The organism is Endothiovibrio diazotrophicus (assembly GCF_054657215.1).
This window is the reverse complement of sequence record NZ_BAAHXB010000041.1, coordinates 1-17,344: the sequence shown is the minus strand read 5'-3', so window position 1 is coordinate 17,344 and position 17,344 is coordinate 1. Positions and strand designations below refer to the sequence as shown.

Annotated in this window: 17 protein-coding genes and 1 riboswitch; of the genes, 10 read left to right on the top strand and 7 right to left on the bottom strand. The window is 64.1% G+C overall.

Annotated elements, in window-relative coordinates; genetic code table 11:
* The first annotated feature begins 60 nt into the window (after positions 1-60).
* Both ACYQ2W_RS12005 and ACYQ2W_RS12000 read left to right on the top strand, forming a co-directional pair.
* On the top strand, positions 61-294 hold the full coding sequence (locus tag ACYQ2W_RS12005) for a DUF4160 domain-containing protein (protein WP_459867032.1): 234 nt from the start codon (positions 61-63) through the stop codon (positions 292-294).
* Positions 295-296: 2 nt separating this feature from the next.
* Complete coding sequence (locus ACYQ2W_RS12000; RefSeq protein WP_459867029.1) at positions 297-737, top strand: DUF2442 domain-containing protein; 441 nt, start codon at positions 297-299, stop codon at positions 735-737.
* 211 nt (positions 738-948) lie between these two features.
* Here ACYQ2W_RS12000 and ACYQ2W_RS11995 read toward each other — a convergent pair whose 3' ends face one another.
* Entirely contained in the window at positions 949-1,290 is a 342-nt protein-coding gene (locus ACYQ2W_RS11995; RefSeq protein WP_459867026.1) for a YebG family protein, read from the bottom strand.
* Positions 1,291-1,902: 612 nt separating this feature from the next.
* Here ACYQ2W_RS11995 and ACYQ2W_RS11990 point away from each other — a divergent pair.
* The 3 genes from ACYQ2W_RS11990 (at position 1,903) to ACYQ2W_RS11980 (ending at position 5,364) form a co-directional block, all read left to right on the top strand.
* A complete protein-coding gene (locus ACYQ2W_RS11990) occupies positions 1,903-3,201 on the top strand; it encodes an HD-GYP domain-containing protein (RefSeq protein WP_459867023.1) in 1,299 nt (432 codons plus the stop codon).
* Positions 3,198-4,304, top strand: coding sequence for an HD-GYP domain-containing protein (locus ACYQ2W_RS11985; protein WP_459867020.1), 1,107 nt, complete (start codon positions 3,198-3,200; stop codon positions 4,302-4,304). Before ACYQ2W_RS11990 ends, ACYQ2W_RS11985 begins: the two co-directional genes overlap by 4 nt.
* Positions 4,305-4,482: 178 nt before the next feature.
* Complete coding sequence (locus ACYQ2W_RS11980; RefSeq protein WP_459867017.1) at positions 4,483-5,364, top strand: cyclic nucleotide-binding domain-containing protein; 882 nt, start codon at positions 4,483-4,485, stop codon at positions 5,362-5,364.
* 476 nt (positions 5,365-5,840) lie between these two features.
* Here the strand turns inward: ACYQ2W_RS11980 and ACYQ2W_RS11975 are convergent, their stop codons facing one another.
* The gene (locus ACYQ2W_RS11975; RefSeq protein ID WP_459867014.1) at positions 5,841-6,137 is read right to left on the bottom strand and encodes a hypothetical protein; all 297 of its coding nucleotides are present in this window, start codon (positions 6,135-6,137) and stop codon (positions 5,841-5,843) included.
* Positions 6,138-6,266: 129 nt separating this feature from the next.
* Here ACYQ2W_RS11975 and ACYQ2W_RS11970 point away from each other — a divergent pair, with 129 nt between their 5' ends.
* Positions 6,267-6,605, top strand: coding sequence for a hypothetical protein (locus tag ACYQ2W_RS11970; protein WP_459867011.1), 339 nt, complete (start codon positions 6,267-6,269; stop codon positions 6,603-6,605).
* A 94-nt stretch (positions 6,606-6,699) separates the two neighbouring features.
* The gene (locus tag ACYQ2W_RS11965) at positions 6,700-7,296 is read left to right on the top strand and encodes a ComF family protein (RefSeq protein WP_459867008.1); all 597 of its coding nucleotides are present in this window, start codon (positions 6,700-6,702) and stop codon (positions 7,294-7,296) included.
* Between the two features lie 94 nt (positions 7,297-7,390).
* Here ACYQ2W_RS11965 and ACYQ2W_RS11960 read toward each other — a convergent pair whose 3' ends face one another.
* Positions 7,391-8,116, bottom strand: a complete 726-nt coding sequence (locus ACYQ2W_RS11960; protein WP_459867005.1) for a YggS family pyridoxal phosphate-dependent enzyme — start codon at positions 8,114-8,116, stop codon at positions 7,391-7,393.
* A 69-nt stretch (positions 8,117-8,185) separates the two neighbouring features.
* On the opposite strand from ACYQ2W_RS11960, the gene ACYQ2W_RS11955 reads away from it, so the two are divergent.
* From ACYQ2W_RS11955 to ACYQ2W_RS11945, 3 genes are all read left to right on the top strand, one after another.
* A complete protein-coding gene (locus ACYQ2W_RS11955; protein ID WP_459867002.1) occupies positions 8,186-9,223 on the top strand; it encodes a type IV pilus twitching motility protein PilT in 1,038 nt (345 codons plus the stop codon).
* Positions 9,224-9,446: 223 nt separating this feature from the next.
* On the top strand, positions 9,447-10,592 hold the full coding sequence (locus ACYQ2W_RS11950) for a PilT/PilU family type 4a pilus ATPase (protein ID WP_459866999.1): 1,146 nt from the start codon (positions 9,447-9,449) through the stop codon (positions 10,590-10,592).
* A 175-nt stretch (positions 10,593-10,767) separates the two neighbouring features.
* Complete coding sequence (locus ACYQ2W_RS11945) at positions 10,768-11,820, top strand: PilT/PilU family type 4a pilus ATPase (protein ID WP_459866996.1); 1,053 nt, start codon at positions 10,768-10,770, stop codon at positions 11,818-11,820.
* Between the two features lie 503 nt (positions 11,821-12,323).
* On the opposite strand, the gene ACYQ2W_RS11940 is transcribed toward ACYQ2W_RS11945, so the two are convergent.
* From ACYQ2W_RS11940 to metK, 4 genes are all read right to left on the bottom strand, one after another.
* Positions 12,324-12,968 (bottom strand): response regulator transcription factor, encoded by a 645-nt coding sequence (locus tag ACYQ2W_RS11940; protein ID WP_459866993.1) that lies wholly within the window; start codon positions 12,966-12,968, stop codon positions 12,324-12,326.
* A 228-nt stretch (positions 12,969-13,196) separates the two neighbouring features.
* Positions 13,197-14,051, bottom strand: a complete 855-nt coding sequence (metF, locus tag ACYQ2W_RS11935) for a methylenetetrahydrofolate reductase [NAD(P)H] (RefSeq protein ID WP_459866990.1) — start codon at positions 14,049-14,051, stop codon at positions 13,197-13,199.
* Positions 14,052-14,257: 206 nt separating this feature from the next.
* Positions 14,258-15,667, bottom strand: a complete 1,410-nt coding sequence (ahcY, locus tag ACYQ2W_RS11930; protein WP_459866987.1) for an adenosylhomocysteinase — start codon at positions 15,665-15,667, stop codon at positions 14,258-14,260.
* An 18-nt stretch (positions 15,668-15,685) separates the two neighbouring features.
* Positions 15,686-15,761, bottom strand: a riboswitch (S-adenosyl-L-homocysteine riboswitch).
* A gap of 126 nt (positions 15,762-15,887) precedes the next feature.
* On the bottom strand, positions 15,888-17,048 hold the full coding sequence (gene metK / locus ACYQ2W_RS11925; RefSeq protein WP_459866984.1) for a methionine adenosyltransferase: 1,161 nt from the start codon (positions 17,046-17,048) through the stop codon (positions 15,888-15,890).
* Positions 17,049-17,344: the final 296 nt, after the last annotated feature.

The window sequence follows — 17,344 nt, the reverse complement described above, 5'->3', positions numbered from 1 at the left end:
GAAGGGAGTATTAGACGCGGGCTCTTGTTGTGGTGAAAAATATTCACTAAGCTGATACTTATGACCACCATGCATCGTTCTCGGAACTGGAAGATCCAGGTGCTCGGGAACGAGCATGGTATTCCTCACTTTCATTTGCTCTGGCCAAGTGGCCGGGCATCCATCGCCATTGAAAATGGTGAAGTGTTGGTCGGTAAGGTTCCGGCCAAGTTGTTGGCGGAGGCCAGAAATTGGGCCAATGACCACTGCGCTTCCCTGATTCAGGAATGGCGGCGACTCAATCCAGGTAAATGATCATGTCCGTCACCACGGTTGAAAATGTCACGGTTCACCCGCCCACTCGTATTGCGGTTGTGCTCTCCAATGGTAAAGAGTTGAGTGTTGACCTTTCCGATTGGTTCGTTCTGCCGGGGTTCGAGCGTTTGGTTGAACCGGAGGTGTTTGCTCACGCCGTACCCGAAGAGTGGGGACATGGCGTCGAGTGGCCCGATATCGATCAGGTCATCCCGGTAGAGACACTGGTTCGTGTGGCCCGCGAGCAGACGGGCGATGCGTTTCCGGTGGTGGAGTTCAACGCGTGGATGGAGCGCAACGGGCTCTCTTTGAGCCGTGCCGCGGACGCCCTTGGACTGACCCGGCGTACCGTCGTCTACTACCACATGGGCCACAAGCCGATTCCTCGGCACATCGGGTTGGCCTGCATCGGTTGGGAGATCCTGCGGGAGCGGGCGGCTTAGGGCCCGCGAAAGAATAACTTCCTGTTTTGGGGCGTCGAGACACCCCTCCGGCAAGGCGCGCAAAGGGGCGCATACTCGTTGTATGCCGCGGCTTCCGCGTCCTGCTCGCGCCGCATACCTACTTCCCTGTAGGCAACCCTTTGCGCAACGCCGCCGGAGGGGATGAATCGGCGTCCCAAAACAGGAAGTTATTCTTTCGCGGGCCCTTAGGTTACGCCGCTTTCCGGCGTCCGGTTCGCGGCGCCTTGGCCGGGGCCTCGGGGTCTTCGGTGGCCTGTTCGGAGGGGGCTTCCTCTTGTGCCGCGGGTTGCGCCTTGGGTTTCGGCTTGGCGCCCTTCAGGATCGCCGCGGCGCGGTCGGCGTTTTTCGCCAGATGGAGGGCGATCTCCTCCAGTGGCCCCTCCTCGACGCCGAACGCCCCTTCGCCCAGCAGGTCGATGAGCGCGTCGGCAATGTCCAGCATCCGGTCGTAGGCGTCCGCCTCTTTCTTGCTGACAAAGGTCATCTTGCGGACTCCGTCTCTCTCTACGATGTACTCCACGATAACCGCCATGGGGTCCTCTCTTGGTCGCGGTGGTCGGATCGGTGCGCGCTTTTTTGGGGCGAGACTGTACTTAAGCACAGTATTGGTGATTGAGGCAAGGGGGGAGTTGGAGGCTGAGGAAATTCCTCAGTTCCTCCGGCGTCTCCGCGGAGGACTGTCGACCGCTCGTCGGCTTTTCTTCCGCTTGCGGAGAAATTGCGTTTATTAACCGATTTCAAGTGTGGTATATCTACCTACCCCGTGCCGAAGGGTGCGGGCCGGCGATGCGTCGCCGTGGAGAGGCAAGGACGCCTCGATCTCTTCTCCGGACCGGTCCGCCAGTGGGAAGGCGCGACCGGACGGTTGCCATGAGTCCGTCGATCCGCGCCTTTCCTGTCGAGGGCGGGTCGTGACGACCGAGTGCATGTCGCGGGGCGCCCCATCTTTTCCCGGATGACGGTGGCTCGCGGCACGCCGCCGTGCCCGCTTTTCCCCGGCGGCGCTCTCTCGTCCCCCCCTCCCCGTCGACCTCTCTCGCCACATCGGTTTCCACGGTTTTCCCACCTGTGATGGGCGGCTCCTGGCCGACCCCGCCGTCATGGCGGGCCCGAGGCGCCCCGTGGGGCGTAATGGATGATGCAGATGAAACAGCGAATTGCAGTAGGCGACCTGCGGGTCGGAATGTTCGTCGACGGGTTGGACCGGAGCTGGTTGCAGACTCCGTTCTGGTCCCATAGCTTCCTGATCCGTTCCGAGGGAGAGCTGGAGTCGCTGCGTGGATTGTGTGACCACGTCTATATCGACCCACGGCGGGGATCTGGTGAAGCTGCCGACGGGCGCCGTTCCAACGATCCGCGACCGCCCTCGCGCAGCCGCCGCGACGTCGCGCCGGCGCGCAGCGCGGAGAGGCTGGAGCCGGTCTCCATGGAGGAGGAGTTGGGGACCGCCCGCAAGCTCCACCAGGAGGCGGGGACGGTGCTCGAGCGGGTGCTGGAGGACGCCCGCCTGGGGCGTAGCATCGACTCCAAGCGTGCCCGTTCGACGGTGAGGAACCTGGTGGGCAGCGTGATCCGCAACCCCGACGCGCTGGTCTGCCTCACCCGGATCAAGGAGCGCGATCGCTACACCTCCCAGCATTCGGTCAACGTCTGCATCTTCTCCCTGGTCTTCGGCCGCCATCTGGGCCTCTCCAAGGAGGAGCTCGCCGAACTCGGCATGGGGGCGCTGCTCCACGATGTGGGCAAGACCCAGATTCCCCTGGAGATCCTCAACAAGCCGGGGCGCCTCACCGAGGCGGAGTTCGAGGTGATGAAGCGCCACCCGAGCCTCGGCTACGAAATGCTCCAGGGCATCGAAGGGTTGGGCGAGCGCGGGCGGGCGGTGGCCCATGCCCATCACGAACGTCACGACGGCAGCGGCTATCCCCACGGCCTGAGCGGCCGTCAGATCGGCCTTTTCCCCCGCCTGGTCTCCATCGTCGACGTCTACGACGCGGTGACCAGCCCGCGGGTCTACCACAACCCCATCTCCGCCCATCGTGCGCTGCAGAAACTCTATGCCGGTCGGGAGGCGGACTTCGATCGGCGGCTGGTGGACAAGTTCATCCAGTGCGTCGGCATCTACCCGGTGGGGAGCCTGGTGGAGCTCTCCAGCGGCGAGGTCGGGGTGGTGACGGCGGCCAACCAGCGGGCGCCGACCCGGCCGGTGGTGTCGCTGGTGATCAACCGCAAGGGAGAGCGCTTCGAGCGGGAGCGGATCGTCAATCTGTTGCGGGTGCGGCGCGATCACGGGGGGCGGCCGTTGGGGGTGAAGCGGGTGCTCGATCCCGGGGAGTACGCGGTGGACTCCACCCGGCTCTGTGCCGACGGGGCGGGACGCCCCTTCCGTGATGCCTTTCACGCCCCCGCCGGGGTCGTTGCAACCAGGGAGCAATCGTCATGATGAAGAAACTGAGCCGTTCCGAGCTGCAGGTGGGCAAGGTCCTGCCCTGGTCGGTCTACAACCAGGGCGGCGAGCTGCTGCTGCGCGAGGGCTACCGCATCGAATCGCAGGCCCAGATCACCAAGTTGATCCAGTTGGGCCTCTATCGTGACGAACAGGGCGGCAAGGAGCGTCCGAAGAACCCGGTCGAGGAGCGGCCCGCCTCGCTGTTCGAGGTGATCGGCAGCTACAAGCGCAACCTCAAGGGGCTCTGCCGGGAGCTCACGGGCGAGCCCCGTGGCGGGGTGGAGGCGCGCATCCTGAAGCTGGCGCAGAACCTCCAGCGCACCTGCATGGCCCACCCGGACGGTACCCTGGCGGCGCTCCACCTGGACGTCGCCGACGACTACAGCTGCGCCCACCCCCTGCACGCCGCGGTGATCAGCGAGATGCTCGCTCGCCAGAAGGGCTTCGGTCCCGTGGAGCGGTTGCCGATCGTCGCCGCAGCGATCACCCACGACGTCGGCCTGGAGCACATGCAGGGGGAGTTGGAGCGGCAGAAGGGGCCGCTCAGCGATGCCCAGTGGACGGAGGTCAAGGCCCACCCCGGGAGGGGGGTGGAGATGCTGCGGCGCCACGGCATCCGCAACGGCGAGTGGCTCGCCGCGGTCCTTCACCATCACGAGCGCAACGACGGTTCCGGCTACCCGGCCGCCCTGGCCGACGAGCGCATCCCGGAGCCGGCGCGGATCCTCGCCATCGCCGACATCTACAGCGCGATGATCCGCCCCCGCGCCTACCGCGACCCGATCCTCGCCAAGGACACCTTGCGCGGCATCTTCATGGAGCGCGGCTCCAAGGTGGACGGCGAGCTGGCGGCGATCCTGATCAAGGAGGTGGGGATCTACCCCCCCGGTTCCCTGCTGCGGCTGAAGAGTGGCGAGGTGGGGGTGGTGACCCGCCGCGGCGTGGACGCCAACACCCCGTCGATCCACTCGATCATCGGCAAGCACGGTGCGCCGTTGATGAAGCCGGAGCGGCGTGACGCCTCGGAGATCGTCGGCATGATCCCCAACCACAAGTTCCGCTCCATCTGGGGGCGGGTGGAGAGTCTGTTCGGCTGATTTCCAGCCCGCCGGTCACTACGCACCCGTAAGGATCCAGTGCCTTTGTCACTTCGGCCGTCTATTTTAATAATGCAGCCCGACTCCCGGCGGGCGGAGGAGGCGCGGTCGCGGATCGGCGTCTTGCGACAATAATTCAGATCGTCCCGCGTCACCCCGGGGCGCGAGGGGCGTAGCGATGGCCAGAAAACTCTTTTTCGGCGAGTACCTCGTCAACCGTGGGCTGGTCACCGAAGAACAGGTGCTGGAGGCGCTGGAGGCGCAGCGCCGCCAGACCCCCGCCTTCGAGAAGATGGCGCTGCGTCTCTCGCTGCTCAACATGAAGCAGGTGTTCCTGCTGCTCACCGCCCAGGCCTCCACCGACCTGAGTTTTCCGGAACTGGCGGTGCGCGACGGCTACCTCTCCGCCGACCAGGCGGTCTTCGTGCTGGAGAACATCGACCGCGAACGCCCACCCCTGGGAGACATGCTGGTGGAGTTGGGGACGGTCTCCCGCCCGGACATGGAAGGGGCACTGGAGGCCTACGAGGAGCACAAGCGGCAGTTCGCCGACATCGCCGATCTGCTGTCGCGGATCGAGTTCTTTCGTCGCCTCGACGAACGGGCGTTGCGCTCGCTCTCCTATATCGCCGAAAGGCAGCTGTTCAAGGCTGGCGAGCGGGTGGTGGTGGAGGGCGATCCGGCCGACGGTTTCTATTGCGTCGCCTCCGGTTACCTGCGCATCACCAAGGCCAACCCCCACCCCGGCAATGGTGGGGAGGAGGTCTATCTCGGCAACATCGGTCCGGAGGATGTCTTTGGTGAGTCCTCGATCTTCGAGGAGGCGCGGCGCACCGCCCACGTCGGCGCGGAGGTCGATTCTGTACTGCTCAGGATCGGCCGCAAGGAGTTCCTCCACTTCCTCAAGGAGCACCCGCTGGGGGCCCAGAGCGTGCTCATCTTCATCATCCAGCGGCTGCTGGAGAAGCTCTCCTTCGCCAACAAGGAGCTCGCCTACGAGCGCCAGCACTTCCTTGCCCAGCAGCAGGTGGAATCGGTGATCGATGAGTTCTTCTCCTAGCCCGAAAAAGGCTCTCTGCCTCGCTGGCGCTCGGCAGGGAGCCTTTTTCGGGTATTGGTGAAAAGTGTGTGGGACCCTGATCGGGCCACCTCTGGTTACCACGCTCTGCGTGGTAACCCGGCCTCCACGTTGGCACCTGCGTTGGGTCTGGACGCTCCGCGTCGGCATCGCCCTTAGGGCCCGCGAAAGAATAACTTCCTGTTTTGGGACGTCGAGACGCCCGTCCGGCAAGGCGCGCAAAGGGGCGCATACTCGTTGTATGCAACCCTTTGCGCAACGCCGCCGGGCGGAGTGGCTCGGCGTCCCAAAACAGGAAGTTATTCTTTCGCGGGCCCTTACCCCGACCGCCTTGCTCCAATCACGACGCAGAGCGTCCAACGCCGCCGGTTACGACGCGGAGCGTCGTAACCAGGGGAGCTTGGTATTGGGGAGGGGGCGCCGAGGAGAGGAGGCGCACCGGCTTCCGCATGGCACTTTCACGGCCCGTACTCATGGCGCCCCACCGCCAACCGCTTGTAATTACGCACCATGATGATGGCCTTGAGCACCGTGGGGTGGTCGACCGCCGCCACGTCGAGGCCGATGCGGATCGGCCACGGATCGAACTCGCCGTCGGGGATCTCGATGAAATTGGGCCGGAGCGGCTCCTCCCCGGCCTGCGCAATCACCGTCGCCTCCCAGGTGACCTCCGCGCCGCGCCACCGCCCACGGAAGCGGAAGGTCGCCTCGCGACCACCGAGTGGTGTCAGCGCCTGATACTCCGGAATCTCCATCCCATCAGTATTTCATCCCGCAGCCATCGAAAAAAGCCTACGCCCGACCAGCGAATTTCCGACCCATTTAATTGGGAACGCCCCACCCCCATACTTTCAGTATTACTCCGGACCCACAGGAGCGTTCCCATGCAAGGCCCGAAGATCACCACCGCGATTCCGCGCAAACGCTACGAGCTCGGCCCCTACGGCGTGGTCGTGCTGGGCGAGGTGGAGAGTCCCGACCCGATCACCTATCTGCACATCCTCGCCCTGGTCCCCGAGGGGGCGAGCGATCCCCACGTCTACGTCACCTGCGAGCGCACCGCCGGCGGCGATACCCGCTTCCGGGTCATCGCCGAGGGCGTCGATCAGGTGCTTCCCCTGGCCGAGGCGTGCGGTTCGGTGGAGGACTTCGCCAAGACCGCCCTGCGGGTGATCCAGGAGGCGATGGGGATGACCGAGGTGACCCCGGTGCCGGTGATGTGACCTTCGGCGCTTGGCTCGACCGCCTGCTCGGGGTTCACTGCCTGCTCTGCCGGGCGCCTGTGGCGGCGGCAGCCGGCACCCCGCTTTGCGAGGGTTGCCTCGAAGAGCTGCCGATCCCTGCCCGCGCTGTGCGGCGCCCCTGCCGCCAGAGAATGACGGCCTCTGCGGCCCCTGTCTGCGCCGACCGCCGCCGTGGGACGGTGCCTTCGCCCCGTTGCGCTATGCCTCGCCGGTCGATCGGCTGGTCCAGCGTTTCAAGTTCAACGGCGGTCTCGTCGACGGTCGGCTCCTCGCCCACCTGTTGATCGATGGGGCGGTGGCCCGAGAGACGGCGCGACCGGAGTTGATCCTGCCGGTGCCGCTGCACCCCGCCCGTCTGCGCCGACGGGGATTCAACCAGTCCCTGGAGTTGGCCCGGCCGCTGGCCGAGGCGCTGGCGATCCCTGTGGATTTCGCGCTCTGCGCGCGCATCCGCAACACCGCGGTACAGTCCCAGCTCCCGGCCAAGGCGCGCCGTGCCAACGTTCGCGGCGCCTTCGCCCTGCGCGGTCCGCTGCCAGCCGCCCACGTGGCGCTGGTCGACGACGTCCTCACCACCGGTCACACCGCCGCCGAGCTGGCCCGCCTGCTGAAAGGGGCGGGCGCGGAAAGGGTCGAGGTATGGACGCTGGCTCGTGCCGGCGGGGAGTAGGAAGAGTCTTCAACGCAAGGGCGCGAAGACGCAAAGGTTGCAAAGGGCAAAAAATCTTTGCGTTCTTCGCGACCTTTGGCCTTTGCGTTGGATGTTATGTCTTCAGCCCGTAGTCCCGCGCGCCGAACAGCGCGGTGCCGACGCGTACCAGGGTGGCGCCCTCGGCGATCGCCGCCTCCAGGTCGTCGGACATCCCCATGGAGAGGGTGTCGAGGGAGAGCCCCCGGTGATTGAGTCGCTCCATCGCCTCGCACAGGGCGCGGAAGGGCGCGCGTTGCGCTTCGAGTCCCGTGCTGCGGGCAGGGATGCACATCAGGCCGCGCAACCGCAGGTTGGGTAGTGCGGCCACCGCTTCCGCCAGGGCGGGCAGCTCTTCCAGGCTGCAGCCGGACTTGCTCGCTTCGGCGCTGACGTTGACCTGGAGGCAGAGGTTGAGCGGCGACATTCCCGCCGGCCGCTGGTCGGAGAGGCGTTGGGCGATCTTAAGCCGGTCGACGGTGTGCAACCAGTGGAAGTGTTCGGCCACCGGGCGGGTCTTGTTGGATTGAAGGGGGCCGATGAAGTGCCACTCCAGGTCCTCCAGCGTCTTCAATGTCTCGATCTTGACCAGGGCGTCCTGCAGGTAGTTCTCGCCGAAGGCGCGCAAACCTGCGCGGTAGGCTGCCTCCACCGCCTCGATCGGCTTGGTCTTGCTCACCGCCAGCAGCTTCACGCTCCCGGCGGGGCGTCCGAAACGCGCCTCGGCGGCGCGGATCCGGGCCTCGACGGCGGCGATGTGGGCGGCGATTTCGTTGGGTTCGGTCTGCGTCTTGCCTGTCATCGGTATAGGCGATAAGTTACGTGGTCGATTGGCCCGGCCAACATAATCAGAATTGCCCAGGGGAACAAGATGGATATCGCGCAGCTGCTCGCCTTCAGTGTCAAGAACGGTGCCTCCGACCTGCACCTCTCCGCCGGGCTGCCGCCGATGATCCGCGTCGACGGCGACGTGCGCCGGGTCAACCTGCCGGCGATGGATCATACCGAAGTTCATGACATGGTCTACGACATCATGAACGACAAGCAGCAGAAGGACTACGAGGAGTTCCTGGAGACCGACTTCTCCTTCGAGGTGCCCGACCTGGCGCGCTTCCGCGTCAACGCCTTCAACCACAACCGCGGCGCCGGCGCGGTGTTTCGTACCATCCCCTCGAAGATCCTCTCGCTCGAACAGCTCAACGCCCCGGCCAGCTTCAAGACCATCGCCGATACCCCCCGCGGGGTGGTGCTGGTGACCGGCCCCACCGGCTCCGGCAAGTCGACCACCCTGGCGGCGATGGTCGACTACAAGAACAACACCGAGTACGGCCACATCCTCACCATCGAGGACCCCATCGAATTCGTCCACGAGTCGAAGAAGTGTCTGGTCAACCAGCGCGAGGTGCATCGCGACACCCTCGGCTTCAACGAGGCGCTGCGCTCGGCCCTGCGCGAGGACCCCGACGTGATCCTGGTGGGCGAGATGCGTGACCTGGAGACCATTCGTCTGGCGCTCTCCGCGGCGGAGACCGGCCACCTGGTGTTCGGCACCCTGCACACCTCCTCGGCGGCGAAGACCGTCGACCGTATCGTCGACGTCTTCCCCGCCGCCGAGAAGGACATGGTCCGCGCCATGCTTTCCGAGTCGCTGCGCGCGGTGATCTCGCAGACCCTGCTGAAGAAGAAGGGCGGTGGCCGGGTGGCGGCCCACGAGATCATGATCGGCACCCCCGCGATCCGCAACCTGATCCGCGAGAACAAGATCGCCCAGATGTACTCGGCGATCCAGACCGGCCAGCAGTACGGCATGCAGACCCTCGACCAGAACCTCAAGGAGCTGGTGGCCAAGGGGGTGGTGTCGCGCGAGGCGGCGGCGTTGAAGGCGGCGAACAAGGACAACTTCATGTAGCCGGCGACGGTGCGCGCCGCCCTCAGTGTTGAATGTCCAGTGCTTGGTATTTAGTGAAAGAGCGCGCTTCGCGCGAAAATTCAGAGCTGGCGGGCGAAGCCCTCATTCACTCAACACTAAACATTCAACACTGATCCGATCCCACAGGATGGCTCGGTGCCCATCGCAACCACCACCCCAAAAACCGGCACCCCCAACATCAAGAACCCCGGAGGATCCAGCCGTGGATCGCACGCAAGCCACCAAGTTCATGCTCGACTGCCTGCGCATGATGCTCACCAAGGAGGCCTCGGACCTCTTCATCACTGCCGGCTTTCCCGCCGCCGTGAAGGCCCACGGCAAGATGACCCCGCTCAACGATCAGGTGCTCTCCGGTCAGCAGACCAACATGCTGGTGCGCTCGATCATGAACGACAAGCAGATCAAGGAGTTCGACGCCACCAAGGAGTGCAACTTCGCCATCGCCCCGAAGGGCATCGGCCGCTTCCGCGTCAACGCCTTCATCCAGCGCGCCAGCGCCGGCATGGTGCTGCGTACCATCACCACCGAGATCCCCGACTTCGACAAGATGGGGCTGCCCAAGGTGTTGAAGGAGCTGGTGCTGAAGAAGCGCGGCCTGGTCCTGGTGGTCGGCGGTACCGGTTCCGGTAAATCGACCACCCTGGCGGCGATGCTCGGCGTGCGCAACAAGGAGACCCACGGCCACATCATCACCATCGAGGACCCGGTGGAGTACGTCCACCCCCACGTCAACTGCCTGATCACCCAGCGCGAGGTGGGCGTCGACACCGATTCCTGGGACAACGCCCTGATCAACACCCTGCGCCAGGCCCCCGATGTGATCCTGATCGGCGAGATCCGTCAGCGCGAGACGATGGAGCACGCCATCAACTTTGCCGAGACCGGCCACCTGGCGTTGTCCACCCTGCACGCCAACAGCGCCAACCAAGCCCTCGATCGCATCATCAACCTCTTTCCCGAGGAGCGCCGGGCGCAACTGCTGATGGACCTCTCGCTCAACCTCCAAGCGGTGGTCTCCCAGCGACTGCTGCCCAGGGTGGGCGGCGGCCGGGTCGCCGCCATCGAGATCCTGATCAACTCGCCGCTGATCCAGGACCTGATCTTCAAGGGCGACGTCCACGGCATCAAGGGGATCATGCAGAAGTCGGCCGAGCTGGGCATGCAGACCTTCGACATGGCGCTGTTCGACCTCTACGAGGCGGGACTGATCACCTACGAGGACGCCATGCGCAACGCCGACTCGATGAACGAGCTGCGCCTGAAGATCAAGCTGGAGGGTTCCGAGGCGAAGGGCAAGGATCACATGTCCGAGCTGGAGGGGCTGGAGATCGTCAAGGACGAAGATTGATTTTTCGCGCGAACGGCCCTGCCGGCGTCGGGTGTGGTGGGGCGCGAAAAATCAATAATGTTTAACGATGAGTGCTTAGTGTTTAGTGAGTCCGCGCTGTGCAATCATGCTGCCGTCGCCTCTTCACTAAACACCGAACACCAAGCACTCAACACTACTCCAGCGGAGTGACTCGATGGACGTAAAGCCTTACCTCGACATGATGATCAAACACGACGCCTCCGACCTGTTTTTTACGGTCGGCGCCCACGTGAAGATCAAGATCGACGGCATCATCAAGTCGGTGGGAAATACCGTGCTCACCCCCGACATCGCCAAGGCGGCGGTGATCTCGGTGATGAACGACGAGCAGATCCGCAAGTTCGAGGAGGAGTGGGAGGTGGACTTCGCCATCGCCCACGGCAAGGGGCGGTTTCGCGTCAACGCCTTTCACCAGCGCGGCACCGCCGGCATGGTGTTGCGCTACATCAAGAACGACATCCCCACCACGGCGGACCTCAAACTGCCGGAGATCCTGCCCGAGCTGATCATGCACAAGCGCGGCATCATCCTGATGGTGGGCGGTACCGGCTCGGGCAAGTCGACCACCCTGGCCGCCATGCTCGACCACCGCAACAAGAACTCCACCGGTCACATCCTCACCATCGAGGACCCGGTGGAGTTCGTCCATCCCCATCAGAAGTCGCTGATCAATCAGCGCGAGGTGGGCGTTGACTCGAAGAGCTACCACGCCGCCCTGAAAAGCTCTCTGCGCCAGGCCCCCGACGTGATCCTGATCGGCGAGATCCGCGAGCGGGAGACCATGGAGGCGGCGATCGAGCTCTCCGGTACCGGCCACTTGGCGATCTCCACCCTGCACGCCAACAACGCCTCCCAGGCGCTCGACCGGATCATCAACATGTTCCCGGCCGATCTGCACAAGCAGCTCTTCATGGACCTCTCGCTGAACATGCGGGCGATCATCTCCCAACGGCTGATCCGCACCGTCGAGGGCAAGCGCTGCGCGGCGATCGAGATCCTGGTCAACACCCCGCACATCGCGGACCTGATCATGGAGGGCAAGGTGGATGACGTGAAGGAGGCGATGGCCGAGTCGAGCGACGGCGGCATGCAGACCTTCGACACCGCCCTCTACGACCTCTACAAGGCGGGGCGCATCACCATGGACGAGGCGATCAAGAACGCCGACTCCCCGGCCAACCTGGAGGCCCGTATCCATTTCGGGTGAAGTGGATTTTTGCCACGAAGAGAAGATTGGGATTGGGCTTCGGTTGTCGAGTGCGTTGGGGTTGCCCGGTTGCATCGCTGTCCTCGGGAAAGGGTTTGATTTAACACGAAGGGCACGAAGGGCACGAAGGAAGAGGCACGAAGGACACGAAGGGGGTGAGTAACTGTTTCCTTTGCTGTGCGGTGCAGACGTGGGCGTTGGGCGTTGTCGAGGGGTGGGGTGAAAGAGGGGGATGTGTTTCGTTCCGGCTCGAAGCTCTTGCTATAGGGCGCCCCGCGGGCGCCGTGCCGAGCGAAACTGCCTCCGTTCGGATGCGTGGACGGCGCCCGCGGGGCTCCCTATGAGCCCTCTTCTTCTCTTCGTGTTCTTCGTGCCTCTTCCTTCGTGCTCTTCGTGTTAAATAACAGCGTCGAATCGAAGGTGGGCGTAATTTCTCGGGAGGGAGAGTGGCGGGGCATCCGCCCAGTGAGCATACAAAGACTTCGTGGTGAAGATTCCCGAATTCAGCCGGCGGCGGCGGGCAGGCCGGCGGCCAGTTCCAGCTGCTCCAGGGCGATCACCGAGCGCACCAGCTCGGGCAGCGAGTCGACGCCCATCTTGTCCATCACCTTGGCGCGATGGACCTCGACGGTGCGGTAGCTGATGTCGAGCCGCTTGGCGATCTCCTTGTTGGAGATCCCCTCCACCACCAGGGCGAGCACTTCGCGTTCGCGCGGCGAGAGGGTGTTGAGCCGCTCCTTGACGTCCACCGCGAGGGTGCGGGCGCGGCGGGTCCGCTCATCCACCGACAACGCCTTCTGCACGCTCTCCAGCAGTTCCTGCTCGTTGAACGGCTTCTGTACGAAGTCCAGCGCCCCGCTCTTCATCGCGCGCACCGCCATCGGCACGTCGCCGTGGGCGGTCATCATGATCGTCGGCAGGTAAACGTCCCGCTCGTTGAGCTTCTTCATCAGCTCCAGCCCGCTCATCTCCGGCATCCGCACGTCGAGCACCAGGCAGCCCGAGCGGCTGCCGTCGAAGGTGCTGAGGAACTCGGTGGGTGAGGTGTAGGTCTCCACCGGGATATCGATGGAGCTGATCAGCCACTTGAGGGATTCGCAGACGATCTCGTCGTCATCCACTACAAAGACAGTTGTATTTTCTTTCATATCCTGCAATTCCCCCTGTGGCGACAAGGCTCTTTGTTTCAGCAAGGGTGGTCAATATGTGACCGCCACAGTTTCAATGGGTAGATAGTGTAGTCGCTTGTGTAAAGTATGACGAAATTATCGTCTGTGCTCAGTGAAAATACGGGCTGTTTACCCGGTTTTTCCTTGCGTATGGTCAGGAAGTTGAGCGAATTTCTTACAAATGCTTATTGGGATTCGTGACGATTACTAAGCCGCGGAAAGATCGAGATCGCGCCAGATCCGTGAGGTGGTCCCTGCCTGATTCATCGAGTAGAAGTGGAGGCCCGGGGCCCCTGCGTCGAGCAGTCGGCGACACAGCTCGACAGTCACTTCCAGGCCGAAGGCGCGCAGCGACTCCAGGTCGTCGCCGTAGGCTTCCAGGCGCAGACGCAGCCAGCGGGGGATCTCGGCACCGCACATGGCAGAGAAACGGGCCAGCTGCTTGATGTTGGTGATCGGCATGATGCCCGGGACGATCGGGATCTCGACACCGCGCCGTTCACACTCCTCGACGAAGCGCAGGTAGGCGTCGAGATTGTAGAAATATTGGGTGATCGCGGCGTTTGCTCCGGCCTTCACCTTGCGGGCGAAATTGTCCAGATCGGCGCTCGCCGACGCGGCCTGCGGGTGGAACTCCGGGTAGGCGGCCACCTCGATGTGGAAGTGGTCGCCGGTCTCCGCGCGAATGAATTCCACCAGCTCGTTGGCGTAGAGAAAGTCGCCCCCCTCGCGCATCCCCGAGGGCATGTCGCCACGCAGGGCGACGATCCGTTTCACCCCCATATCGACGTATTGGTCGAGGATGGCGCGGATGCTTTCGCGGCTGCCGCCGATGCAGGAGAGGTGCGGGGCGGTGTCGAGGCCGGCGGCGAGGGTCTCGCGCACCGTCTCCAGGGTCCCCTCCTGGGTGGAGCCGCCGGCACCGAAGGTGACCGAGACGTACTTGGGGCTGAGCTTGGCCAGCTCCTCGCGCGCGGTGCGCAGCCGCGCCAGCCCCTCCTCGCCCTTCGGCGGGAAGAACTCGATACTGAACTGTTTGGGATGCCTACGTTGCGATTCCATCTTTTCAGCCCTGATTGGGTGTGGGAGATGAAACGCAGAGAACGCAGAGGCGCAGAGAACGCAAAGGAAGAAAATTGATTAATGGAATTCGGGGGGGGGCGAGCGAGTCGCCCCCCCTCGGCTTCCAGGCAATCAACTGATTTCTTCTCTGCGTTCTCTGCGTCTCTGCGTCCTCCGCGTTCCCTTCCAGAGCGCTACGTAGTGAATTAGTAGCGGTAGTGGTCGGGCTTGTAGGGGCCCTCGACGGGGACGTCGATGTAGTCGGCCTGGGTCTGGGTGAGGGTGGTGAGATGCGCGCCGATCTTCTTCAGGTGGAGGCGGGCGACCTTCTCGTCGAGCACCTTGGGCAACACGTAGACCTTGTTCTCGTAGTCCTCGCCCTTGGTGAAGAACTCGATCTGCGCCAGCACCTGGTTGGTGAAGGAGGCGGACATCACGAAGCTGGGGTGGCCGGTGGCGCAGCCCAGATTCACCAGTCGGCCCTCGGCGAGGATGGTGATCTTCTTGCCGTCGGGGAAGATCACGTGGTCCACCTGGGGCTTGATGTTCTCCCACTCGTATTTGCGCAGGGAGGAGATGTTGATCTCGGAGTCGAAGTGGCCGATGTTGCAGACGATCGCCTCGTTCTTCATCTTCACCATGTGGTCGTGGTCGATGACGTTGACGTTGCCGGTGGTGGTGACGAAGATCTCGCCGATCTCGCACGCCTCCTCCATGGTCACCACGCGGTAGCCCTCCATCGCCGCCTGCAGGGCGCAGATCGGGTCGATCTCGGTGACCAGGGTGGTCGCGCCCATGCCGCGGAAGGCCTGGGCGCAGCCCTTGCCGACGTCGCCGTAGCCGAGCACCACGGCGATCTTGCCGGCGACCATCACGTCGGTGGCGCGCTTGATGCCGTCGAGCAGCGACTCGCGGCAGCCGTAGAGGTTGTCGAACTTGGACTTGGTGACCGAGTCGTTGACGTTCATCGCGGGGAACAGCAGCTCGCCGGCCTTGGCCATGTGGTAGAGGCGGTGGACGCCGGTGGTGGTCTCCTCGGTGACGCCGCGGACGTTGCCGGCGATCTCCGTCCACATGCCGGGATTGCTCTCCAGGTTGCGCTTGAGCACGCCGAGGATCGCCACGTACTCCTCGTTGTCGCCCTCCTTGGGCTCGGGGACACTGCCTGCCTTCTCGAACTCGACGCCCTTGTGCAGCAGCAGGGTGGCGTCGCCGCCATCATCCAGGATCATGTTGGCGGTTTGACCGCCAGGCCATTTGAAGGCCTGCTCGGTGCACCACCAGTACTCCTCGATGGTCTCGCCCTTCCAGGCGTAGACCGGCACGCCGCTGGCGGCGATGGCGGCGGCGGCGTGGTCCTGGGTGGAGAAGATGTTGCACGACACCCAGCGCACCTCGGCACCGAGGGCGACCAGGGTCTCGATCAGCACCGCGGTCTGGATGGTCATGTGCAGGGAGCCCATGATGCGGGCGCCCTTGAGCGGCTGGCTGGCGCCGTACTCCTCGCGCAGGGCCATCAGGCCCGGCATCTCGGTCTCGGCAATGGCGATCTCTTTGCGGCCCCACTCGGCCAGGGAGATGTCGGCGACTTTGTAGTCGGTGAACTCGGCGTTCATGACGGTTCTTCCTTATTGGTCGAATGAGCGCCGTTGGAAAAAGAAGGACCCTCTTCGAGCCTGGCGGAAACCCGTTGCAGCGCTCCTCGATGAGGGTTGGGATGAAAAACGCAGAGGACGCAAAGACGCAGAGAGCGCAAAGAAGAGATTGAAATGAATCCCTCTTCTCCGCGTTCTTTGCGTCTCTGCGTTCTCCGCGTTGATTTTCAGGACGTCAGATTCAGGCCCCCGCGGCATCGCGCAGGATGTCGGCCTTGTCGGTGCGCTCCCAGGTGAAGTGCTCCTCCTCGCGGCCGAAGTGGCCGTAGGAGGCCGAGTCGGCGTAGCGCGGCTTGAGCAGGTCGAGCATGGTGACGATGCCGCGCGGGCGCAGGTCGAAGTGCTCGCGCACCAGCTGGGTCAGGGCGGCTTCGTCGAGCTTGCCGGTGCCGAAGGTCTCGACCATCACCGAGGTGGGCTCGGCCACGCCGATGGCGTAGGAGACCTGGATCTCGCAGCGCTCGGCCAACCCCGCGGCGACGATGTTCTTGGCGATGTAGCGGCAGGCGTAGGCGGCGGAGCGGTCCACCTTGGTCGGATCCTTGCCGGAGAAGGCGCCGCCGCCGTGGCGGGCCATGCCGCCGTAGGTGTCGACGATGATCTTGCGCCCGGTGAGGCCGCAGTCGCCCACCGGGCCGCCGATGACGAAGCGGCCGGTGGGGTTGATGAAGAACTTGGTCTCCGCGCTGATCCACTCGGCGGGCAGCACCGGCTTGATGATCTCGTCCATCACCGCCTCGGCGAGGTCCTTCTGGGCGATCTCGGGGGCATGCTGGGTGGAGAGCACCACCGCATCGATACCCACCGGCTTGCCGTCTTCGTAGTGGAAGGTGACCTGACTCTTGGCATCCGGGCGCAGCCACGGCAGCACGCCGTTCTTGCGCACCTCGGCCTGGCGCTTCACCAGACGGTGGGCGTAGGTGATCGGTGCCGGCATCAGCACGTCGGTCTCGTTGCTGGCGTAGCCGAACATCATTCCCTGGTCGCCGGCGCCCTGCTCGTGATCCTCGCTCTCATCGACGCCCATGGCGATGTCACCGGACTGCTTGCCGATGGCGTTGAGCACCGCGCAGGACTCCCAGTCGAAGCCCATGTCGGAGCTGTTGTAGCCGATCTTCTTCACCGTGCCGCGGATGATCTCCTCCATATCGACCCAGGCGGAGGTGGTGATCTCGCCGGCGACGATCACCATGCCGGTCTTGACCAGCGTTTCGCAGGCCACGCGCGCGCGCGCGTCTTCGGTCAGCAGGGCGTCGAGAATGGCGTCGGAGATCTGGTCGGCGACCTTGTCGGGGTGGCCCTCGGAGACCGACTCCGAAGTGAAAAGACGGGATTCGCTCATGGGTGGATAGTCCTAATTCTGCAGGTTGTCGTTGCGCTGAGCGGGAATGAAAAAAAACCCGCGTGGTTTGAGGGGGCGCCAAGCGGGTTTCAGTGAGATTCCGATCCTTCGCTTTAGCCGTATTTGTTTAGGGGATTTTCCCCCTGGCGCCCGCAATCTGACTCAAATCGGCGCCGGGTTCCCGATTATCGGGAATCGCCGGGGAGAGTCAAGACCGGGGTGGCTGGGGGATGGGGGCGACGTGCCGCACTTACAATAAGGTGTATGGAACGAGATTGCGGCGAGCGACCGGAGTA